Origin of the sequence: Nitrosospira sp. Nsp18 (genome assembly GCF_900103145.1) — a bacterium.
Taxonomy (GTDB): domain Bacteria; phylum Pseudomonadota; class Gammaproteobacteria; order Burkholderiales; family Nitrosomonadaceae; genus Nitrosospira.
Genome location: NZ_FMWY01000035.1, coordinates 18,955 through 39,428 on the forward strand (window position 1 = coordinate 18,955; position 20,474 = coordinate 39,428).

At 53.0% G+C, this 20,474-nt stretch carries 17 protein-coding genes and 2 pseudogenes; 4 read left to right on the forward strand and 15 right to left on the reverse strand.

What is annotated here, in order from left to right; all coding sequences use genetic code 11:
- Window positions 1-339: 339 nt before the first annotated feature.
- The 3 genes from BLS94_RS13155 (at window position 340) to BLS94_RS13165 (ending at window position 3,276) form a co-directional block, all read left to right on the forward strand.
- The gene (locus tag BLS94_RS13155) at window positions 340-1,377 is read left to right on the forward strand and encodes a glycosyltransferase family 4 protein (protein ID WP_090961822.1); all 1,038 of its coding nucleotides are present in this window, start codon (window positions 340-342) and stop codon (window positions 1,375-1,377) included.
- A gap of 139 nt (window positions 1,378-1,516) precedes the next feature.
- The gene (locus tag BLS94_RS13160) at window positions 1,517-2,320 is read left to right on the forward strand and encodes an FkbM family methyltransferase (protein WP_176767883.1); all 804 of its coding nucleotides are present in this window, start codon (window positions 1,517-1,519) and stop codon (window positions 2,318-2,320) included.
- An 80-nt stretch (window positions 2,321-2,400) separates the two neighbouring features.
- Entirely contained in the window at window positions 2,401-3,276 is an 876-nt protein-coding gene (locus tag BLS94_RS13165; protein WP_090961824.1) for an FkbM family methyltransferase, read from the forward strand.
- Between the two features lie 129 nt (window positions 3,277-3,405).
- Here the strand turns inward: BLS94_RS13165 and BLS94_RS13170 are convergent, their stop codons facing one another.
- Window positions 3,406-4,443, reverse strand: coding sequence for an acyltransferase (locus BLS94_RS13170; RefSeq protein ID WP_090961826.1), 1,038 nt, complete (start codon window positions 4,441-4,443; stop codon window positions 3,406-3,408).
- A 399-nt stretch (window positions 4,444-4,842) separates the two neighbouring features.
- On the opposite strand from BLS94_RS13170, the gene BLS94_RS13175 reads away from it, so the two are divergent.
- The gene (locus tag BLS94_RS13175; protein WP_176767884.1) at window positions 4,843-6,684 is read left to right on the forward strand and encodes a hypothetical protein; all 1,842 of its coding nucleotides are present in this window, start codon (window positions 4,843-4,845) and stop codon (window positions 6,682-6,684) included.
- 173 nt (window positions 6,685-6,857) lie between these two features.
- Here the strand turns inward: BLS94_RS13175 and BLS94_RS13180 are convergent, their stop codons facing one another.
- The 14 genes and pseudogenes from BLS94_RS13180 to BLS94_RS13245 form a co-directional block, all read right to left on the reverse strand.
- Window positions 6,858-8,333 (reverse strand): lipopolysaccharide biosynthesis protein, encoded by a 1,476-nt coding sequence (locus tag BLS94_RS13180; RefSeq protein ID WP_090961831.1) that lies wholly within the window; start codon window positions 8,331-8,333, stop codon window positions 6,858-6,860.
- A 600-nt stretch (window positions 8,334-8,933) separates the two neighbouring features.
- Entirely contained in the window at window positions 8,934-9,893 is a 960-nt protein-coding gene (locus BLS94_RS13185) for a lysylphosphatidylglycerol synthase transmembrane domain-containing protein (protein ID WP_090961833.1), read from the reverse strand.
- Window positions 9,890-10,543, reverse strand: coding sequence for a CapA family protein (locus tag BLS94_RS13190; protein WP_090961836.1), 654 nt, complete (start codon window positions 10,541-10,543; stop codon window positions 9,890-9,892). The genes BLS94_RS13185 and BLS94_RS13190 overlap by 4 nt, the downstream gene beginning before the upstream one ends.
- Window positions 10,543-10,842, reverse strand: a complete 300-nt coding sequence (locus BLS94_RS13195; protein ID WP_090961838.1) for a hypothetical protein — start codon at window positions 10,840-10,842, stop codon at window positions 10,543-10,545. The genes BLS94_RS13190 and BLS94_RS13195 overlap by 1 nt, the downstream gene beginning before the upstream one ends.
- On the reverse strand, window positions 10,836-11,171 hold the full coding sequence (locus tag BLS94_RS15070; RefSeq protein ID WP_090961841.1) for a hypothetical protein: 336 nt from the start codon (window positions 11,169-11,171) through the stop codon (window positions 10,836-10,838). Before BLS94_RS15070 ends, BLS94_RS13195 begins: the two co-directional genes overlap by 7 nt.
- 83 nt (window positions 11,172-11,254) lie before the next feature.
- A complete protein-coding gene (locus tag BLS94_RS13205; RefSeq protein ID WP_090961843.1) occupies window positions 11,255-12,202 on the reverse strand; it encodes a class I SAM-dependent methyltransferase in 948 nt (315 codons plus the stop codon).
- An 89-nt stretch (window positions 12,203-12,291) separates the two neighbouring features.
- Window positions 12,292-12,555 (reverse strand): hypothetical protein, encoded by a 264-nt coding sequence (locus BLS94_RS13210; RefSeq protein WP_090961846.1) that lies wholly within the window; start codon window positions 12,553-12,555, stop codon window positions 12,292-12,294.
- Window positions 12,552-13,634, reverse strand: coding sequence for a CapA family protein (locus BLS94_RS13215; RefSeq protein ID WP_090961848.1), 1,083 nt, complete (start codon window positions 13,632-13,634; stop codon window positions 12,552-12,554). The genes BLS94_RS13210 and BLS94_RS13215 overlap by 4 nt, the downstream gene beginning before the upstream one ends.
- Window positions 13,634-14,902 (reverse strand): phenylacetate--CoA ligase family protein, encoded by a 1,269-nt coding sequence (locus BLS94_RS13220; RefSeq protein WP_090961850.1) that lies wholly within the window; start codon window positions 14,900-14,902, stop codon window positions 13,634-13,636. Before BLS94_RS13220 ends, BLS94_RS13215 begins: the two co-directional genes overlap by 1 nt.
- A 41-nt stretch (window positions 14,903-14,943) precedes the next feature.
- Window positions 14,944-16,278 (reverse strand): ATP-grasp domain-containing protein, encoded by a 1,335-nt coding sequence (locus BLS94_RS13225; protein ID WP_090961852.1) that lies wholly within the window; start codon window positions 16,276-16,278, stop codon window positions 14,944-14,946.
- Complete coding sequence (locus BLS94_RS13230) at window positions 16,275-17,009, reverse strand: class I SAM-dependent methyltransferase (RefSeq protein ID WP_090961855.1); 735 nt, start codon at window positions 17,007-17,009, stop codon at window positions 16,275-16,277. The genes BLS94_RS13225 and BLS94_RS13230 overlap by 4 nt, the downstream gene beginning before the upstream one ends.
- Window positions 17,002-17,726 (reverse strand): annotated as a pseudogene (locus BLS94_RS15075) (WbqC family protein). Before BLS94_RS15075 ends, BLS94_RS13230 begins: the two are co-directional and overlap by 8 nt.
- Before the next feature lie 4 nt (window positions 17,727-17,730).
- Window positions 17,731-18,660 carry a glycosyltransferase family 2 protein gene (locus BLS94_RS13240; RefSeq protein WP_176767886.1) on the reverse strand — a complete coding sequence of 310 codons (930 nt, stop codon included), beginning with the start codon at window positions 18,658-18,660 and terminating at the stop codon, window positions 17,731-17,733.
- A 697-nt stretch (window positions 18,661-19,357) separates the two neighbouring features.
- A pseudogene (locus BLS94_RS13245) lies at window positions 19,358-20,380 on the reverse strand (phenylacetate--CoA ligase family protein); the annotation flags it as partial.
- Window positions 20,381-20,474 lie beyond the last annotated feature (94 nt).

Below are 20,474 nucleotides of genomic sequence, written 5' to 3' on the forward strand. Positions count from 1 at the left end.
AAGCTGATACATTTCCGTGAAATGAAATTATTGTTGACTCGCAACTATCGCACGAATTTCACTTCCTTTCTTGAGGAGAAGAAGCACAAATGCCCCGCATTTCAAGGGTGATGAAAAATAGCGCTTCAGAACACGCGCCACGTTCCGTAAATAGAATAATATCGAACTGATTAGTATGGGTAGCGGTTGCCGACAAACCTCCGCAGCATTTCTTCCGGAAGAGGCATAGTGCATCTAAAGCACAGCATTGAGGCTGCGACACGCTTGTTGGCGAGTAAGCACTCCAAACGGCATAGACGTCGACTTGACAATAAAACGCATCCAGGTAATAAACTATAAATGGTAGACACCAAGCTGTACGTTGGGGTTTATCAGGGTCCCGACATCCCTCAAAGCTTCCGAGTTTATGCCGAGAATGTCCAGAGATATCTGCCTGGGCAAGGCGTGTCAGTCATCCCTTTTATAGATAAGAGATCCCTGCCAAAATCAGTGGATGTGCTTTGGGATATCCGTTCTGGCGGCGGCAATCCTCCTCCCCATTTTCTCTTGGGAAACCATCTTCCTCCTTTGGTCGTGACTGTGCATGGTTTCGCCCCTGTGGCGCTAAACGGCTGGGAATATTTTCGCACACTGAAAGGTTTGATCATGTCAGAGCGATATGCCAACCGAAAACGCGCATTGTGGGAAGATGCTCATACTGCGGTGGCGGGCATTATCGCTGTTTCCGCATTTGTGAAAGAAGAAGCGGTTCAATTTACGAATGTTTCGGCGGAAAAAATTTACGTTTGCCATCATGGAGTGGATAAAGAAGTTTTCACCACTCAGCCTGGAGTGGTGCCAGAAGGTTATTTCCTCCATATTTCCAATGGCGAACCGCGCAAAAATATCCATAGAATTGTGCGGGCATTTCGAAGGCTCAGACGAAACCACAATGCTCAGCTCGTGTTAAAACTTCCTGAACATAGTGCGCGGCAATATGAAGGCATTGATGGGGTACGCGTAATCACCGGTTTTTTGAAGGCCGACGAATTAGCCGATCTTTATCGTCGTGCGCTCGCTTTCATCTTTCCGTCATTATATGAGGGCTTCGGTATACCCATCATCGAGGCGATGGCATGCGGCTGCCCAGTTATTACATCCGATACTTCAGCATGCCCCGAAGTCGCAGGAGAAGCGGGCTTGACTGTTGACCCACGTGATGAGAACGCGCTGCTGGAAGCCATGCTGGCGTTCTGTCATGACATGAAAAACAGACCTGAGAGGGTAGCGTCAGGTTTGCGCCGGGGTGAGGATTTTTCCTGGTCAAAAAGCGCGCAATGCCATGTGGGCGTTTTACGCAAGACAGCACAGATAGGCTGCCGGATCGATGAATCATGATGTATCGTCCCGCTGCTATTTTATTCACAATAGCGTTCCAAGGGTTTGATAAGCAATGTTAAGTGTGTGGGCTCGCCTGTTACAAACTATTGTGCGCAGTGCACTGGGGGTAGCTGTTTTAAAGGATTGGGCCTGGCGATTGATATTTAAGCTTCGGTACGACTTCGCGCGGACCACCCCGCCTTTGGAGCTGGAAACGACTTTTGACGACAATATACGAATTATTACGTCGTTATCCGACCACATCGAGTCTCAGGTATTCTGGCAAGGTTTTCAGGAAGCTGATGAAGGCGTGATTGTGCTTCTTAAACGTCAATTACCCAAGAATGGTATTTTCATAGACATAGGAGCAAATATTGGTACATTTACACTCGTGGCGGCACGTCGCGCGTTACTCGGACAGGTGCATGCTTTCGAACCGAGTGCACATCATTTTGCCCGATTGGCACGTAATATCGAACTGAATCATTTTGGAAACGTTTTCCTCAATCAGAAAGGGATATATGACCAGCCAGGCGAAGCTACTCTGTTTCTGCCATCTCAAGCGGGAGAGATGAATAACAGCGGTGCCGCGAGCTTGTATACATGCAGGACCGAAGAAGCAGAGCAAGTTTCCGAGGGAGTGTCCCTAATCCGCCTGGACGACTATATCCGAGATCGAAGCGTCGAGTGCGTAGACATTATCAAGATTGATATCGAGGGCGCGGAAATAAAGGCTTTGGAGGGTGCTCGAGAAACAATCATGCGATTCCGCCCGCTTGTTTTCATGGAACTCGACCTGGACAATCTGGCACGCGCTGGCCAATCGCCAGATGAAGTGCTTGAGCTCTGGAAATCCCTGAATTATGAGGTTTCCATAATCCTCGTTACAGGAAAAACCATACCGGTCAATAATCCGAATGAATTCGGACCTCATCAAAACTTGGAATGCCGTCCTCGATAGAGGTTGTATCTCGTAACGCAGTCGAGCAGGTGTCAGCTTGCTGAACTGCTTTTCGAGCAATAAGAGAGCCCGCTAGAATTATGCTAACAAAACTAAAAAAAATTGCACATGATTTGACGATCTCCCTGGAAGATCTCACGATTACAGCAGACCGAAACTATCAACTTTCTATACACGCCGAAATAGATCGCTTGCGGGGAAGCGTACGTTACAAAATACCTAAAAGTCTTATACCTTTCGGGGGAAAAATATATTCGCAAAATGATGAAGATGGGATCATAAGAGAAATTTTCATTCGAATTGGCACAACCAACAGGATATTCGTGGAATTTGGGATTGGAAATGGCCTGGAAAATAATACGCTTGCTCTTCTTTTCGACGATTGGCAGGGTTTATGGATTGATGCGTCCTCCGGCTCCATCGCGAATATACGCACCCATTTTGCGGAAATCATTCAACAGGGAAAGTTAGCGGTTATCGAATCCTTTATCACTAAAGCAAATATTAATGACTTGATCTCCGCGAACGTTAAACACAGCGAGATTGACCTTCTTTCCATAGACATCGACGGGAATGATTATCATGTTCTCAACGCCATATCATGCATCAAACCCAGGGTGATTGTAATTGAATACAACGCCAAGTTTGCACCACCTGTTCTGTACTGCATGGATTATGCGGAAACGCATATATGGAAAGGAGACGACTGCTTTGGAGTTTCTCTGAAATTCCTCGAAATCAACCTGGATAAAATGGGGTATTGCCTCGTTGGTTGTAATTTATCCGGGGCGAATGCATTTTTTGTTAGAAAGGAACTTGTCGTCGACAAGTTCCTGGAGCCTTTTACTGCGGAAAATCATTTCGAACCGGCACGATACTACTTATCCGGATACGCTTCAGGCCATCGCCCCACTTATCAAACGCTGGCAAAATCGCTAACGATGCGACCCACTTAACCTCAAACGTTCCGTTTATTGCGAGCCCGCTGGCTGAGATCAAACGAGGAAATACCGGATCCCGTTATGGAATAAGTCGATATCGAAGCGCTTGCCGGGCGCAGGTTCTGGGGCTGGTTTCGCTGGATGCTACTCGACGATTTTCCTCATATACTTGTTTTTTGAAAGTAGCATAGCGGCGCCAGCTGACAGCAATAAAATAACGAGGACTTTCCCAATTTCCCATAAAGGATTGGATATGAGTTGACTAACTGGACTTAAGATATCAACGAATATGTAATGAATTACATAGATGCCGAGGACGTATTTCCCCATCTTTGCAAGAATATCGATATTTAAAATACGGGGGTTTGACAGAGCCGCCAATGTGATTCCAACGCCCATACAGTAGGTTCCTATCGTATAACTATGTGTATTAGGGTCTGTCCCATATAACTTCCATAATGTATAAATTTCAGTAAAGTGAATCGCGGCTCCAAAAACGAAAATCATGACACCCAGAGAAAACCAGAGGGGCTCAGGTTTGTAGTTTGATAGCCCGTAGCCAGTGACAAAAAAAATAGTACTGAAAAACACATGGTTGCGTATGTCGAAATTAAAATGTATGCCAAATGGACTGTTAGAATAACTCTGCCCAAGAAGTCCCAGGATATAAAGAATGATCGCGATAATGTAAATGCTTCTGTATAGCTCCAGGTATCGAAACGCTCCCGTGAACAACACCGCCCATATAAGTCCCGCCAGGAACCACAGATGAGCCTTTGTGCCATGAAAAATCAACCTAATCGGGTCTGATGACAGGCTTATCAAATTCCAGTATGCGACCTTAAAAGGGCCAGATATTCCATATTCATATATAGCACCTACGTTATACGGAAGAAGATATATTAGAGACCAGGCCACAAAAATTAAAAGCAATCTTTTTACCGTGCTGACGGTGGTTGATATAGTTTTTAGGTTATTGCGACGCTCCTTAACGCCAAAAAAATACCCTGAAACTACAAAGAAGAAGGGAACCGCAAATCTTGATGATTGGCTTAACAAGATTTCGAGCTGTCTATACAAGCTCCCTTCAAACGACGTATCGGAGAATGGCGCAGCATGAATCACAATTACGCCGGTAACTGCGATTATCTTTATGACGTCAACACTGCGGATGCGATTCAATTAACTCTATCTTCCGGCCAACTATCAATATATATTGATGAGATATTGTCTTATAAGCTATTGTTCGAACGGCGCAAACATTTTGTTAGAACGAATCTCGTCGGCCCGTAATTTTTTGGAACCCTCGCTGCGGAGAATCCGCTATTCCTTTTTAAGCCTGCACGATAGACTGCCAGGCAGTCGCTTGATACCGGCGCGGCCCCAAGCCGCGGGATATCCACCATCCCCTGCAAGGCTTCCATCCCAGGATGTCCGGAATGGAACTTGGCCCGCTTAAAACAATTCCGAAATCAGCCTTTAAAAACGCCTCGTGCAGAATGTTCCCGAGTGATCCGTTGATGCTGTTTCGAATTAATGCTGGTCAAAATCGGCTATACCAATTGTCACTTGGAGATCACAGTGCATTTTACTAATAACAATCCCGAATCTTATACAAGTGTCATTATAGTAAAGTCTGCCCTATTTTGGCTAATGGGTCTGCTTGCCTGCTTGACTATACTTACTCACGTTGCACAGGTTTCCGGTATTACTTTCAAAGTTTATGCTTATACGGCTCTTTTTTTAATGCTGGTCATGCCACTATTGGTATGGATTTTTTTTCATGAGCAGTACAAAAAGGTTACCCGGTACGATCCGAAAACATTATTGTTTCTAGTCATTATCTGCCTTGGCGGGGCATTTCTCGCAAGTTTCTTTAATTCTGGCGCCACTAAAATCAGTACAGATCTTTTTTATTACGTTCCTAATGCTGTCTACCATCTTCAAAATCCCGATTCGCCGATGGATTTCGCGATTCATTTCATCGAAACCGGTAGTGAGCCCTTCACGTCATACTTTGTCGCCACTTCCGTGCCCTTTGAATATACTCAGGCTGTAATAGCATATTTTCTAAATATTGATTATCTCTCGGCTTATTTTCTATTTTCTCCAGCCTTGCTCGGCTGTCTAATTCCAATCGCACTCTATTACCTTATTTGCCAATTTGTTGATCCGAAGTTGGCAGTAGTTGGCGCGCTATTTACAGTCGCAATTGTTCTGCTACTAGGCGAGACGTCCAGAACTCCGGGTACGTGGTCGTTTCCCAATATTTATAGCGGAAAAGTTTTTTTTATTTCGATAGGAATACCTTTATTTGCGGCAGCAACAGTCAACTCCTTTCGTACGGCCTCTCCATCTGACTGGGCGCTTACTTTTGCAGCCACTACAGCCATGGTGGGCGCGACAAGCTCCACTATGGCAATTCTTCCGCCTTTAGCAGTTGTCCTTGTCGTAGCTTGTGCAGCAGTAAGCGGTGGTGAATATAAAACGTTTATAAAAAATTTATTTCTCTATTCATGCAGCTTGAGTTATTTGATCGTATATACCTTGGTGGCATTCTTCAACTTACACTCTGACGTAGGTACGAATAGTCCTATCAGCGAAGATTTTCCTGTTACTTTTTTAGGACATGCAGGCTTCTTTTTCGAAAAATCAGGACCTGCCACGGCGCTTGTTTTAATAGTTTCCACGGTATTAGCGCTACTGATGACTTCAGGCAAAGTCCGAAAATTCACGTTGGTGTGGGTTGTCGCGACCATCGTTTTATTTCTCAATCCCATTGTTGCCCCACTTTTAATCAAGTACTTAACTACGCCGAATATTTATTGGCGCCTATTCTATATCTATCCGTTGCCGCTTTTACTGGGTCTAACGGGAGCCAAACTTTTTGAATACGCAGGCCGATTCTCCAAACCAGTTCAATTAGGTTTTATCTCCGTCACATTTTTTATCCTTTTCATTTCCCATTTTGTACCGTTTACCACCTCGGTTTTATACTTAAGGACTGAATTTGCATGGCCGCGCTACAAAATGCCTCCTGCATCCCAAAGGGTGGCCCTGGCAGTAATTGCGGTCACCCCTCCAGGACCCATGCTTGCGCCACTACCGCTGGGTGGTATTGTCGCTATGCTGAGTGCAAAGTATCCACAGATGCGTGTTTTCAATGAAGCAGAGAAAGTATGGTTTGGAGAACGTGGACTCCGTACCGAGATTGATAACCGAATCTGCGCATCGGAATTTGTAAATGGTGACAAACCTGATTGTTTTCCGGAGTTCCAGGCCCTGTTGGGATACACCAATCTTCGATCGGTCGTTATCGCTAAATCTGCCATCCTTGATTCTAAGGTCTCAAGTGCGCTGAATGAAAATGGCTTTACAAACCGTAGAGAAATTGACGATCTACTACTGGTCTATTGGAAGTAACGAGCCGCTGTGCCCCTGATTGCGGCAGACTTGTTCATCGGATTTGAATAAAAGAAATCACTAAAACTGTTAGGAAAAATCTGGTTTCTTTCGAATCCTCGTAATCTTCATTTCTGCTCGTTTTGCATTATTGCAATCACGACAGATCTTTAGTATCCAGATGCTGTTAATTTCTATGCGGGGGAGCTTTTGTTGCGCCTCCCCAGGAATAGTCCAATTGCGTCCTTCAGAAATCGACCATAGAAAATTCGTAGCGTCAAAAAATAGATCATTGCGCCCAAACTGACGTCGATAAGTAACCCGATAAGACTGACGTGACTCCCAAACACCGCTTTTGCGCCCAGAAGACAAGCGGCCATGACAGCGGAGGAAATGATGGCAGGGCGGTAGCTTTCTGCTATCGTTGTGAGCGAAACACCTAGAACAGCCTTGCTCATGCTGATAGTGGAAAAAGCGACAATCAATTCGGTAGCCATTATGGCTGCTACCAGCCCGATCACTCCATATTGCGCACCTATCAATATTAGAGGCAGCAAGATAATCAACGCGGCGATCGTGGACTTCAGCGACAGGTCCGCTCGCCCCATGCTGGCCAATATCGGCCGGAGGAGAGACGTTGTCATTCTAAATGGCATTACAAGCGACAGCAGCGCAAGCGGCAGGGCGACTGCCGACCATTTGGCGCCCAGCACTGTTTCCACAAACCCTTGGGAGATACAGGCAAGACCTATCATGATAGGGAACAAGCCGAGCGATACAATACCGAATGACCTCCCCAGATAGTACCCCGCCACTTCTTTCTGCTCCTGGAATTTGGAAAATGCTGGAAAGATAATTGGGTTAATTACCGGCATGATTTTGGCAAGCGGAAGCAAGGCAAACTGAAAAGTGACCGCAAAAATGCCCAGTAATTCAGCACCCAGGATAGGGCCCGCAATCAGTGTGGCGAGCTTGTCGGTAACAAGAACGACTGCGCCCCCTAGCGATAATGTGCCGCCGAAGACCATCATCGCACGCACTGCGGAAAAGCTTAAGGACGGAACCATGATCCAAGGCTGCAGAATCATCAATATGACAGCCAGAAGAATACGGCTTATCAGCATGCCTGCTACCAATGCCCATACCCCGGCCCCCAGAATGGCAAGCACCAGCGTCGCGATTGCTGCGCTAGTGCCTGCGATAAATTCCGCGAGGGCTCTCAATTTAAATTTCAGGTTGCGATCCAGGAGTGCATTGGGGATCACCCTGAAAGGCGCAAGGAGGAAAACAAAAGCCAGCACTTTGCTCAACAACTCAAGACGTGGTTCATCGAAATAAATTGCTATCAGGGCACCGCCAAAAAAGTATGCTAGAAAAAGTACACCGTTGATTAGCAAAAGCCAACCGAAGACGCTGCGCAATTCTTCCTGCTCAATGCTTTTCGACCGGACCAGCGCAAGGTCAAGGCCAAATGTGCTTAACAATGCCAGAAGCTCCAGTGGCGCTTCCAACATTGCATTGAGCCCATAATCTTCTGGACTGATAAAGCGCACCACCACGATAGTGCTGAGCCAGCTGATGGCCTGCCCAAACAATCGCAGTATCACTGCCCAGCGAGCGCCGGACAAAACCTTGCCGATTACCTCTATATGATTTTGCTGCTTATCCATGAACTCACATTTAACGGTGCAGCGTACATTCCGCCATTGTCTTTATTATTCATCGCATGAACTGGCTGTACTCGCCATGCGCCTAGGATTGATGGTTTTTCCAATATTGCCTGGAAGCCAAGCCAAGCGATTTCACCGCAAATATTTACAATCACTCTTTCCGGGTCAGACTAGTGCAACTTTGCTCTGACTTTGCTCACTACGTAATGAAATTTACTGGATTTCTCTAGTGAAATTTCGGCCACCTCTTCAATCGCAATATTAACGGCTTGACCCAATCTGCCCTTGAATCCTCTCCCGATTCTCAGACCATCCAGACGAAGAAAAAACATCTTTGCACTTATAGCGGAATTTCATGGCCGTATTTCTCCATTTGTAACCGTTTGCCCGAAAGGACGAACGTGCGCAATAGCACAAACAAGAAAGCCGCCACAACGATAATCGCCACACCTTAAGCAATCTGGTGGCAAACCCAAATCAGTCCACGAGCAATACCAGCATCAATGAATTCAAAAGATAGCCAGTAAATGTGCGATTAGATAACGGAGACCCGAGCGTGGCAATCGTCCATCATGCCGAAAGGTAAAGCGCCGGTTCTGCTCATCCGCGCGGAATGCTGGTTTGCCCGTCGCGATCAAACAGCAGCAGCACCCCACCCAGCAGGGACGGGATGCCGATGACCAATAGGTAGGTCAGCAGTGAAACGCCCACTGCCACCTCCGCAGGTACGCCGACCAGCGAATAGAAAAACACGAACGCCCCTTCCCGAACCCCAAATCCGCTCACGGTCAAGGGCACCACCGTCAACATCCCGATCAACGGGTACAGCAACAGGTTCTGCACGAAGGGCACCGGTTGATCAAAGGCCAAGAAAAGCAGATGAACGACAGTGACTAGCGACAGTTGAAAGGCCGCGATCCACAGCACCGTGGGAAGCAAGCCCAGACGGTAGGGAAAGCGCTGTACCGCCTGGTGCAAGCGATGCAGATACTGCAACGCCCGACCCACCATCCTGGCGATGCGCGAACCGCTCGGCGCAGGCGCCTTCCAGCGTACCAGAAAGACCGCCAGTAACAGCAAGAACAGCCCGCCGTCCATCGCCAGCACCAGAACCAGAATAGGGCGGAACCGCTCTCCATCATAGACAAAAGGCAGGGCCAGAAGAGCAAACAGGCCGAGCAGCAGGAAACCGATCATCCGTTCGATGACTACCGTGCTCCCTGCCACGCCGCGACTGCCGGGGTGACGACGCTCGATGAACAGGATGCGGAAAAAATCCATACCCTGGGATCCGGGCAGGAAGAGACCGAGAAAGGTTGCCTTCCAGTTGAACCCCCAGAGCACGGTCATGCGCTCTTTGATACCACTTAAACCCAGCAAATAACCCCAGCGGCTGGCAGACACCCATGGGATCAATGTCAGCGGCAGCAGGGCCGCGACAACCACAAAGCCAAAATTGCGCAGGCGGTCGAGGATGCCGGCAAGGGAGATATCCAACAAATGGAACAACGCCAGCAACAGAGCCAACGTCAACGCGAGTTTGATCAGACCGCGTTTCATTGCTCCAGGCGGCCGATGACTGCGGCGGCAAGACGGTTCATCACGTCCTGACCGTTGAAGCTACGATAGACCTTCAAGAGGTCAGCCGAACTGCCGGCAACCGCCGTCTGATGCTCTTTGCGGATGCGCACGTTTTGCCGGGCAATGGCCGGGGTTTGCCGGAAATAGGCGCGAAGATAGGGTAGTCGCGGCCCCGCCAATAGGGCCGCCAGGGCCGCCATCTGGGTCTGGATGGGAGCACTGCCGGTGGCGTCCAGCAGGCGCGCGCTGGTATCCGTCAGCCGGACCACGTGCACAGCGGCATCATACTGATGATTGGGCCGGATTTGGACGCTAATGACCAGTCCCTCCTGCAAGCGCGGGTCGTTCGGCACAGGCGACAGGCCATCGAACACCCGCGAGTGGAAGATGAAATTGCCGAGGCTGTAATAGATCTGCCGACCACGGTATGTCTCACACGCCTGCCAGACATGGGGATGGGCACTGATGACCAGATCTGCTCCGGCATCGATGCAGGCATGAGCGATACCGCGCTCCCGCGGCGACGGCACATGGACGTACTCATAGCCCCAATGGAAATAGGGCACGACAAAACAGCCGTCGGCCTTAAGTCGGCGGATGCAGATATCGCCGAAGAAATTGACTTTCATCAAAGGGGTCCAGCACGCAATCGCTCAATGTTCTTGAACTTGCCGGTGCGCGCATCCACCGGCATGATGGTATCAACAAACTCCACCGCCAACGGCACCTCTGCAAAGCGTGTCCGCCAGCGCGCTAGCGCTGCGTCGCGCACCGCCTCCGACGCCTCGCCGTCACGCAGGAGAAACCTCAGAGCCAGCCGGCCGTCCGGGTACTGGACGAACTTGAACTGGGCGCAGAGCGGGAAGTCCATGAATAGCGCATGCGCATGGTGATGGGCGAATCGCCGGCCATCGGGCAGGGTCAGCACATCATCCACCCGGCCGAGGATCGGCCCCAGCACTTTGGCGGGGCAGTCGGGCCCGGCAGGACCTCGCAGGTATCCCCTATCCGATAGCGAATGAAGGGCATGGTGTGATTGACCAGATTGGTCAGCTCCACGTCGCCCATCTCCAGCGCGGCAGTGCATGAATGCGTTAACAACCCCCTTTCGCAGCCACTTTTATGCACCAGCCATTCATGGCACCGCTTCGTGAAGGGGCCGTCGCCAGCGAGCATGTTGCCAAATTTGGCCTCGGCAATGTAGTAAAGCTCTTTGCCCGTCATGGATGGCCGATTGAACTGGATTTTTTCTGTCACTGTTTTTCACCTTTCAGCCGGCACCGGCTGACGATGGGACAGCCACATCCACGACACCATCAGCCTAACAAATGTCCGCGGATTCATGAGCCAGCACTTCCGATTATTTTATTATTTGTGTCGCTATTGCGCACAAGATAGAACACCGTCTGTTCCAGTGAGTGATGGGAACCAATTAGCCGCAGCAGCACGGTCAACACCGGCGAGGCTATCTTATAGGCGAGAAAGGTCGCCAAATTGTAGGTAGGGCCCGACCAAGGCCGGTCAAACACCTCAGCCTCCATACCAGCGTAGTGGAACTGTTCGAGCACCTGGCCGACCGTGTATTCCGTAACATGGTGGCGAGACATAAACAATACCGGTCGCCCCACCAGCACCCGAACAAGGTTACCAAAGCGGTAGCGACTTGGCGTCGAGACTACCACGAACCCGCCAGGCTTCAGCACCCGACGTACGGCCGCCAGTAACCGCAATGGGTCCGGAACATGCTCCCAGATGTTGTTGAGCAGTACTAGGTCGAACCAACCATCCTGGTAAGGCAAGTCGTAAGCATCACCACAGCAAAAGGTAAGTGTAGGATATTCAGTAACCGCCTTATCGACGGCGGTTATTGAGTAATCGATCCCATACAGCTCCGCCATCGGAAACTGCTCAGACACCGCAGCGGTCAGATGGCCAGCGCCGCAGGCTACATCCAGGATCCGCACTGTCCCGGCCCCGCCTGTCGGTGATATTCGCGACAGCGCGGTAGCTACCAATTTCAGGGTCGTCTCGACACGCCGCTGCTGGAAACCGGAGCCACTTTCCAGCCCGTCCTGCACCAGATAGGGATCACCGTTGGCATACTCGTCGGAAGCGGCTATTGACGCACCCGGCAGGAATACGGGAAAACCTCTCGGATGCATTGCCAGCAGCGCACCACGCGGATTGCCGGCGCACCACTCGTTTAGCGGGCAGGCGTCATCGGGTCCCAGAGAGCGGCTGTGCGCCTGACTCCAATAGGTACAGCTGATATTGTGATTCTGAGACATGGGTGAAGCCTTGGATTAGTAAGATGGATTGGGTGAATTCTGGATGCAGATGCACCGGCAACTCACGCTTGAAAACGCACCGCACTGACTCATCCGGGGCGCCCCGCAATCTGCCTGCCACGGTCGAACAGCAGCAACAGGCCGCCTAATAACGCTCGAGCACCGATGACCAGCAGATAGTTGAGCAGCGAAACACCCACCGCCACTTCGGACGGAACACCGACAAGCGAGTAGAAAAACACACAAGCCACCTCCCGCACACCAAATCCGCTAACTGTGACAGGTACCAACAAATGGAACAACGCCAGCAACAGAGCCAACGTCAACGCGAGTTTGATCAGACCGCGTTTCATTGCTCCAGGCGGCCGATGACTGCGGCGGCAAGACGGTTCATCACGTCCTGACCGTTGAAGCTACGATAGACCTTCAAGAGGTCAGCCGAACTGCCGGCAACCGCCGTCTGATGCTCTTTGCGGATGCGCACGTTTTGCCGGGCAATGGCCGGGGTTTGCCGGAAATAGGCGCGCAGATAGGGTAGTCGCGGCCCCGCCAATAGGGCCGCCAGGGCCGTCATCTGGGCCCGGATGGGGGCACTGCCGGTGGCGTCCAGCAGACGCGCGCTGGTATCCGTCAGCCGGACCACGTGCATAGCGGCCTCATACCGATGATTCGGCCGGATTTGGACGCTAATGACCAGCCCCTCCTTCAAGCGCGGGTCGTTCGGCACCGGCGACAGGCCATCGAACACCCGCGAGTGGAAGATGAAATTGCCGAGGCTGTAATAGATCTGCCGACCACGATATGTCTCACACGCCTGCCAGACATGGGGATGGGCACCGATGACCAGGTCTGCACCGGCATCGACGCAGGCATGGGCGATACCGCGCTCCCGCGGCGACGGCACATGGACGTACTCATAGCCCCAATGGAAATAGGGCACGACAAAACAGCCGTCGGCCTTAAGTCGGCGGATGACACGCCGCAACCGCGATAGCTGCTCGCTGGCGGTGCCAGGCAGGCCATCCCTGGCATTGGCATAGCGGGTGGCACCGAGCAGGGCGAGGCGCACCCCATTACGTTCGAGAATTAGCGGGGTGAGTGCGGAGCGCTGATCCGGCCCGAGACCAAAATGACCAATGCCTGTCTGCCCGAGTGCTGCGAGCGTATCCCGGCAGCCCGTCTCGCCGTAATCCTGTACATGGTTATTCGCCAGGGACACGGCAGCAAAACCTTGCAGTAGAGCCAGCGATTCCGCCGGCGCGCGAAGGTTGCGTACCTGGAGCGGCTTCGGAACCTCATGGAGGGTGATCGGGCACTCCAGGTTACCGACATTGACGGCACCGTCCATCAGCGTCCGTAATGCCGTGTCGAACTCAAATCGTTGCCAGTCGATGCCCTCCAGGCAGATATCGCCAAAGAAATTGACTTTCATCAAGGGGGTCCACTCAGTCGTTCAATGTTCTTGAACTTGCCGGTGCGCGCATCCACCGGCATGATGGCGCCGACGAATTCCACCGCCAGCGGCACCTCGGCAAAGCGCGTCCGCCAGCGCGCTAGCGCTGCGTCGCGCACCGCCTCCGGCGCCTCACCGTCGCGCAGGCGAAGCCTCAGGGCCAGCCGGCCATCCGGGTACTGGACGAACTTGAACTGGGCGCAGAGCGGGAAGTCCATGAATAGCGCATGCGCATGGTGATGGGCGAATCGCCGGCCACCGGGCAAGGTCAGCACATCATCCACCCGGCCGAGGATCAGCCCCAGCACTTTGGCGGGGCAGTCGGGCCGAGGCAGGACCTCGCTGGTATCCCCGGTCCGATAGCGAATGAAGGGCATGGTGTGATTGATCAGATTGGTCAGCACCACGTCCCCCAACGTGCCATCTTCCTCCCCCTCAATCCGGGTGTTAACGAGTTCCAGCATGCACGCATGACTCTGGATACGAAAATAACCGCCGTCGCCGGGATCGTGACCGATGGTCGGGCATTCCTGCAGGCCATAGTGGCTCACCACCGGCGCGCCGAGCAGACGCTCGCAGCGCGCACGTAGCGTCCGGCTGAGCGTCTCGGAGGTCAGCACCACCAGCTTGAACTGGTAGCGCCGGCCCTGCTCCTCGAGAAAGTCGCACAGTATCGTGATGATACCCGGCGTGGACCAGAGTACAGGTGCGTTCGCGTGTGCGTCGAGCCAGCGCAGAACCTCCGCCGGCGGGGTGTAGATCGAGGCGATATCGCGCTCGAACAGCCCAAAGCCCCTACGCAGCCGTGTCAGCAGCCCCAGGTCCTGTTCCACCGGCAAAACCGCCTCGGGTTCCAGCCGGGTCAACATCAGGATGCGCTGCCAGGGGCGCCAGCCCAGCTCCCATAGCATCGCGAACACGCGCACATGCGAGGTGTATTGTTCCATCCGGGCCTGATAGATTACGAAGGGCTCGCCGCTGGAGCCGCTGGTGGTGATACGCACCAGATCCGGGGTGATCGGCCCGGTCATCAGGTCCTGAGTCGGCAGGGCCCGCAGAAGGGCCTTGTCCACCATTGGCACGCGCTCGATGTCGGCCCAGTCGCGGATCACCAACCGGTCCACGCCGGCCTCGCGGTACAGGCGCCGGTAGAAAGGCGAATGTTCGCGGGCGTGCTCGAACAGGCGCCGGAAGCGGACGAGTTGGCGGCGGCGGGTCGCGGAGGAGGACAGTCGCGCAAACCGCACACTGTCGGCGTAGTGGCCGACCAGGGAAACGTATCGAAAGATCAGGGCAGCGTTCTCCCGGTGGGCGACAGTTGCTGAAGATCCGGCGATCCCGGCACGGCATCCAGAACAAACGACTCCATCATCATTGACGCGCCTTCGACGTCGGTGATCGACAAAAGCGCGCGCACTCGTGCAATGGCGACGAGCAACCGTTGCTTGTCCCCCGCGCAGAGGTAGATTCGGGCAAACACCTGATTCAGTGTGCCGGCCTCAGCCAGGACGTCACCCTCATCACGCAGCCGCAGTGTGGCATAGACCGCTGGAAGGGCGCAGACCTGCTCCCAGCCCCCAATTCGCCCGATTATCCCGTTGCGCAGCAGTACGACGAGCACGCAATGCGGTCGTTGAAACCGCGGGTTATCGGCGGTGCGCAGATCCCAACCCGCGAACTGGCCGGTCAGCGCATAGGCAATGTGCATTTTGACCTGATCGATGCCGTTCTCGTGCGCGATGGGCAGGTAGCCGGCGCCACCAGATAGCCGCAAGCCCATCTCGAATAGCGTGATGGTGCCATCGAGCACGAAGCCCTGGACGAAAAAGGTGCCGTCGCGAAGACCGAGGTCGGCGACGAGCGAGCTCATAGGTTGTACGAGGCGGGCAAACCAATTGTCGATGTAGCGCGACGGGAACAGGTAGCCCACCGGTTGCGGCGCAAAGCCAGGTTGTTCGTTGTTCATCAACCGGTCGGCCATCGCTGAGAGGCTGAGTATTCCATCCTGAACCGTTAGATACAAATAGACGTCGTCGGCCTCAATATAGGGTTCTGCGACAAACTCACCGCTGCTGGAGTAGCTGAGCGCACGCTCAATGGCAGGCGCCACCTCCGCCGGATTCGCACAGACTGAGATACCCCGACTGCTGTAGCTATCGGCAGGTTTGATGATCACTGGGTACCGGGCCTGCTGCGGCTGCTCGCGCAACTGCACCGGGTCGATGTCTGGAACCACGGGGATGCCGTGTTTGCGGCACAGAGCTTTGAAGCGGCGCTTGTTCAGGGTCTGTTCAAGCTGGCTGCGACTGGCATAGAACGGGAACCCCAGTGCGTCACAGACCGCGCGGCAAGGCAGGAGAGTGATGTCCGAATAGCCGGTAAACACCCCGTCGGCACGGACGGCGCGAGCCAGATCGATCAGCCCGGGCACGTTCAGGGTGCTGACCGCATAAGCCTCCTCAGCCTCGACCTTTGCTGGAGCTCGGTGCTCGTCATAGTAATCGGTAACAATGGTGTGGACGCCAAGTTCACGAGCCTTACGCACGACATGGCACATAAGCGGTGTGCCGCCGAGGAGCAGCAGGCGTTTGCCTTCGAGAAAATCTGGCGCGACGAGGGTCAAGCAACCTCCATAGCCGCGACGGCTTCGAACAATAGCGCGCAGCTTAGTTCCGGGTAGCTGATGCCCACCGCGCACATGCCGCGAATAATGTCCGGTCCGAGTTGCAGGGAGATCAGTTGATCGGTCATCAAGGGTTTCAGAAAAATACCTTCCCGACGCGTGATCATCCAACCTGCCGCTGTGAGATCCGCGTCCAGCGTGGCGACGGAATACGAGCGGTAGTGACCGAGCGCCAGATCGCCCTTACCCAACGCCGTCATGTCCGGTAGCAATCCCGCGGCATGGCCGATGCGTCGGTGCAGAGATTCACCATTTGGAACCGCAACAAACAATCGACCGCCTGGTTTCAGAAATCGACGGACATGCTTCAATAGTGCAACCGGCTCGTGCACATGCTCGAGAACGAAGCCCATGATTATGGCATCAAACCGCTCCTCGGTATCGAGTTTCTCGAAGTAGGACTCCAGCACCTCCGCGGTACACTGTGGAAACTGTTCGCGAAAGCGGTTGATAACGACAGGCGATCCGTCGACCACCACATGGCGGACAAAATGCTGGGAAAACGCATCGGTCGTCACACCCCGCCCGATGCCGAGTTCGAGGAGACTCCCGGACTCGCGACACAGCGCCATAATCCGGTCCGGGTACCAATTGGAAATGATGTTGTTGTCGAAGGCGTAGTCGAAACCCCTGCCATAGGCATGGGCATGCGAATCAAGCTCGTTACTCATCGATAACAGATCCTTTTGTTAAAAATTCGTCTCGTGCACGCCCCCAAATATATCTTGGCGCCTCTGGCCCGGCGTTGAACAGCAGGGCCAGGATCGAGACCTGGCCGTCGAAGGGGTTATATAGTTGAGGGTAGTCTGGGTAATCATAGACCATATATTCTAGCGAAATACCGGCTTCGTCAACTTGGCTGCCTGGATGTAATTCCCTGCCGAGGGTCCGGAGCTGTGGTGGGCGGCGCCCACTTGGCCCAGGATTTGAGAAGTCGGTCGGTCTTCTCGCCTTGGGCGTTGTGGAGTACTGGAACGCGCGGCGCGCGTTTGGGTGATCCCGAGCCGCCGGGCGATGACCTCTGTCCCAGTGCAGGTGATGTCCGCGAGCCGGGGCTCCGGCAGCGCGTAGATATCCTCCACAAGAGGAGGGTGTCGCGCCAGAACGGCGCTTTGCGGTAATTTTGTTCGATGATGGGCAGGTGCTTGCGTCACCAGCGACCACCGGGATCGTGAGCCATTGGAGCCTTGGGCTATCTTAACGCGGCTTCGATTACGCCAGTCATGCTTGCCGTACTGCATGCAGTCGTAGAATACAAAGACGTCTGCACGCTGGATCTGATGGAAATAACCACGCCAGGGAATAAAGCCGGGCTGCAGAATCACACAGCTCATCGGCGAAGTCCTGATAGTGTCCTTGGTCGCACGTCCTGGCAGCGTATGGGCCATGAGTTCAGAATCCGATGGTCCGACGCACCGGCACCGCGTCAGTATACTGCAACTCACGCAGCACCCGGAGGAGATACTCGCCGATCACTCCAAGGGAGAGCAGGATCATGCCTGAGAAGAAGGTGATCAGAATCACCAGCGTTGCCCATCCGGGTACGCCGAAACCAGTGGTGAAGTAGCGCACCAGCGTGCCCAGTACCATAAGCGCACTCAGAATCGCGGTAGCAATCCCGAGCCCGGCGATGAGACGTAGCGGTAACAGGCTGACAGCGAAGAGGTTGGTCAGCGCCAGTCGCAACTGACGTGCCAAGGTGTAGTTGGAGCGACCGGAAGCACGCTGATGGTGCTCGATGGGCACTGATTTGATGTGCGTGGTCGCAGCCAGCATCATGGCGCCCGGGGTGGCGATGGATGATTTGTTGGCACGGATGAAGTCCGCCACCTGCCTTCGCATCAAACGGTAGGACGAGATCTTTACCTTGCCGAGGCCGAAGGCATGGGCGTTGAGATAGCCTACGATGCGCGAGCCCAGGTTACGCCAGCCACTGTGCTGCTTGTCCGGAAACCAGGCGAACAGTCCATCGTATCCGCCGTCGCTATCGAGCTCGGCAAGCAGCCGAGGCATGGCCTCGGGCTCGTGCTGCAGATCGTCGTCCATGGTGACCACGATATCGCCAGTTGCAGAATGGATTCCGCATAGCGTGGCGCGAGCCTGGCCCATATTGCGGCTAAGGAGGATACCGCGAAATCCCGGCCGGTCCCGTGCGATATCTTCAATAACACGCCAGCTATTGTCAGAAGAGCCATCATCGACAAGTATTATTTCCCATGACTTTCCTGTGCCATTTACCACACAGCTAAGCCGGTCGGCCAGCAAGACCAACCCCGCCGCATTGTTAAATGTGGGGATCACGATACTTATTTCTGGTGGCATGGAAACTGGGTTATCCATCATTTAGCTCAGATGATTCATTCATAAACAAGCAGGCGCCCCCGAACTGGTATTGCCTTAGTATGAGGCAATACCAACCTTGACCCCGAATTGGAGGGCTGGCGGCTCTTGCCTTGTTGACGCCCGACCACCTAAAAGCTGTAGAGCTTGAGCTGGCTCTTCGCTGCTTTTATTGGACAACTTTTCGCGACAATCTGCTCCGCTTTGCCTAAGGGCACCTCTAACGCTTGGCGCACGGGAGGCACTCACGTCATGCAAGGTTGCGGCCTTGCACTCGATGTCCCGCTGTAGTCGGCAATTCGAATCTCTTCGCGCGTGGCATACGATAGGGAACGGTGTCTCTTTTTTCCATATTTAATTATCGCACACATACATTCATCAATATTCCAAAGCAGCATGCTTCTCCGAAAGCAATAATTATTTTTGATCATTCAAATGATATCGAATTGTAAGGCAGGCTTTCAAGATGACTTCTTGCTCTGTGATCTATAGAGCCCTTGCGAGCGACTGGGTCATAACCAACTGCTCCTTTTACTGTCTGCCAAGCTCCTGCTTGCTTATACTTTTCTGGAAAAGCAGCACCCAAGCTTGGCATAACCTCAACTGGAATGCTGCGCGATCCATGTGTTCAAATTTTGAAGGAATCGGGATATTTTCTTGAAGATCACTTCTTCCTCAATCACGCGCTTGTGACCTTGCTTACAACATAGCGAAATTTCCCTGATTTTTCTGGCGGAATTTCTGCCATTTCCTCGATCACGATATTAACGGCCTGACCCAGCCTGGCCTTGAAGCCCCGCTCGATTTTTGCGGTTTCTTCCGAGCTGAGCCGTGTTTCTGTAACCACCCATACACGAGTAAGATCCAGGCTTTCTTGTATGATTTTGAAGCTTCTTACCTGCGGCATGTCACGCAGGATATAGATCAGTGCCAGGCCATGGATGACGGTGCCGCTCTGGGCGACCAGAAAATCGGTACTGCGACCTTGGATTTCCTTGAGAACGGGAAGTCCTCGCCCGCAAACGCAGGGTTTGCTATCCAGCACACCTATATCACCCGTACGGTAGCGAATAAATGGAAAGTCTCTAGTAGCAAGATGGGTCACGATGATTTCCCCGGGTTCGCCATCCGGTGATGGCGCGCCTTGATTATCCACGATCTCGACAATAATATCCTCGGCGGTAATATGCATACCTCCCTGGGGACACTCGTGGGCAATAAAACCCGCGTCACGACCGCCGTAGCCATTGGCGACCCGGCAAGCGAAGGTCTGGCTGATCTGCTGACGCTGCTCGTCATAGAGGCGTTCGGAGGTTACAAAGGCGACCTGGATACCGAGATCGTCCATGTGCCATCCGTTTACCTCGGCATGGCGGGCAATATGAGACAACGCGGAGGGGTAACCGAACAGCATTTTTGGACGCATGGCGCGTATTTCCCCCAGAAACCGGTCGAGCTTTTGCTCAGACATTTCAAATGCGGGAAGCAGCCTAGTCCTGAATAATCGATCGCGAATCGCACGAACGCCATCTTGGGCACCCAGTTCGATGGGTGAGCCCCATACGACAATCTCCCGATCGCCAATATCCACATCCCACCAGCGTGTAGCGCGCCATTTTGCAGCCACGTCGTGGCTAACACGCTCTTTTCCGATATAAAATATCAGCGGTTCGCCACTGGAACCGCCGGTGTTAAAACGGGCGCGTTGCGCCATAGAAAAAGGTTACCGAAACAGTTTTGCAGTTAACGTTGTGCCATAAGGAAAGGAATTCATTTTAGTGCATCGAAGATGATTT

Bases quoted from the DNA above. Each gene is read 5' to 3' on its own strand.
- BLS94_RS13155 (WP_090961822.1), top strand. From the start codon at position 340: ATGGTAGACACCAAGCTGTACGTTGGGGTTTATCAGGGTCCCGACATC.
- BLS94_RS13165 (WP_090961824.1), top strand. From the start codon at position 2,401: ATGCTAACAAAACTAAAAAAAATTGCACATGATTTGACGATCTCCCTG.
- BLS94_RS13180 (WP_090961831.1), bottom strand. From the start codon at position 8,333: ATGGATAAGCAGCAAAATCATATAGAGGTAATCGGCAAGGTTTTGTCC.
- BLS94_RS13185 (WP_090961833.1), bottom strand. From the start codon at position 9,893: ATGAAACGCGGTCTGATCAAACTCGCGTTGACGTTGGCTCTGTTGCTG.
- BLS94_RS13190 (WP_090961836.1), bottom strand. From the start codon at position 10,543: ATGAAAGTCAATTTCTTCGGCGATATCTGCATCCGCCGACTTAAGGCC.
- BLS94_RS13205 (WP_090961843.1), bottom strand. From the start codon at position 12,202: ATGTCTCAGAATCACAATATCAGCTGTACCTATTGGAGTCAGGCGCAC.
- BLS94_RS13210 (WP_090961846.1), bottom strand. From the start codon at position 12,555: ATGAAACGCGGTCTGATCAAACTCGCGTTGACGTTGGCTCTGTTGCTG.
- BLS94_RS13215 (WP_090961848.1), bottom strand. From the start codon at position 13,634: ATGAAAGTCAATTTCTTTGGCGATATCTGCCTGGAGGGCATCGACTGG.
- BLS94_RS13230 (WP_090961855.1), bottom strand. From the start codon at position 17,009: ATGAGTAACGAGCTTGATTCGCATGCCCATGCCTATGGCAGGGGTTTC.
- BLS94_RS13240 (WP_176767886.1), bottom strand. From the start codon at position 18,660: ATGCCACCAGAAATAAGTATCGTGATCCCCACATTTAACAATGCGGCG.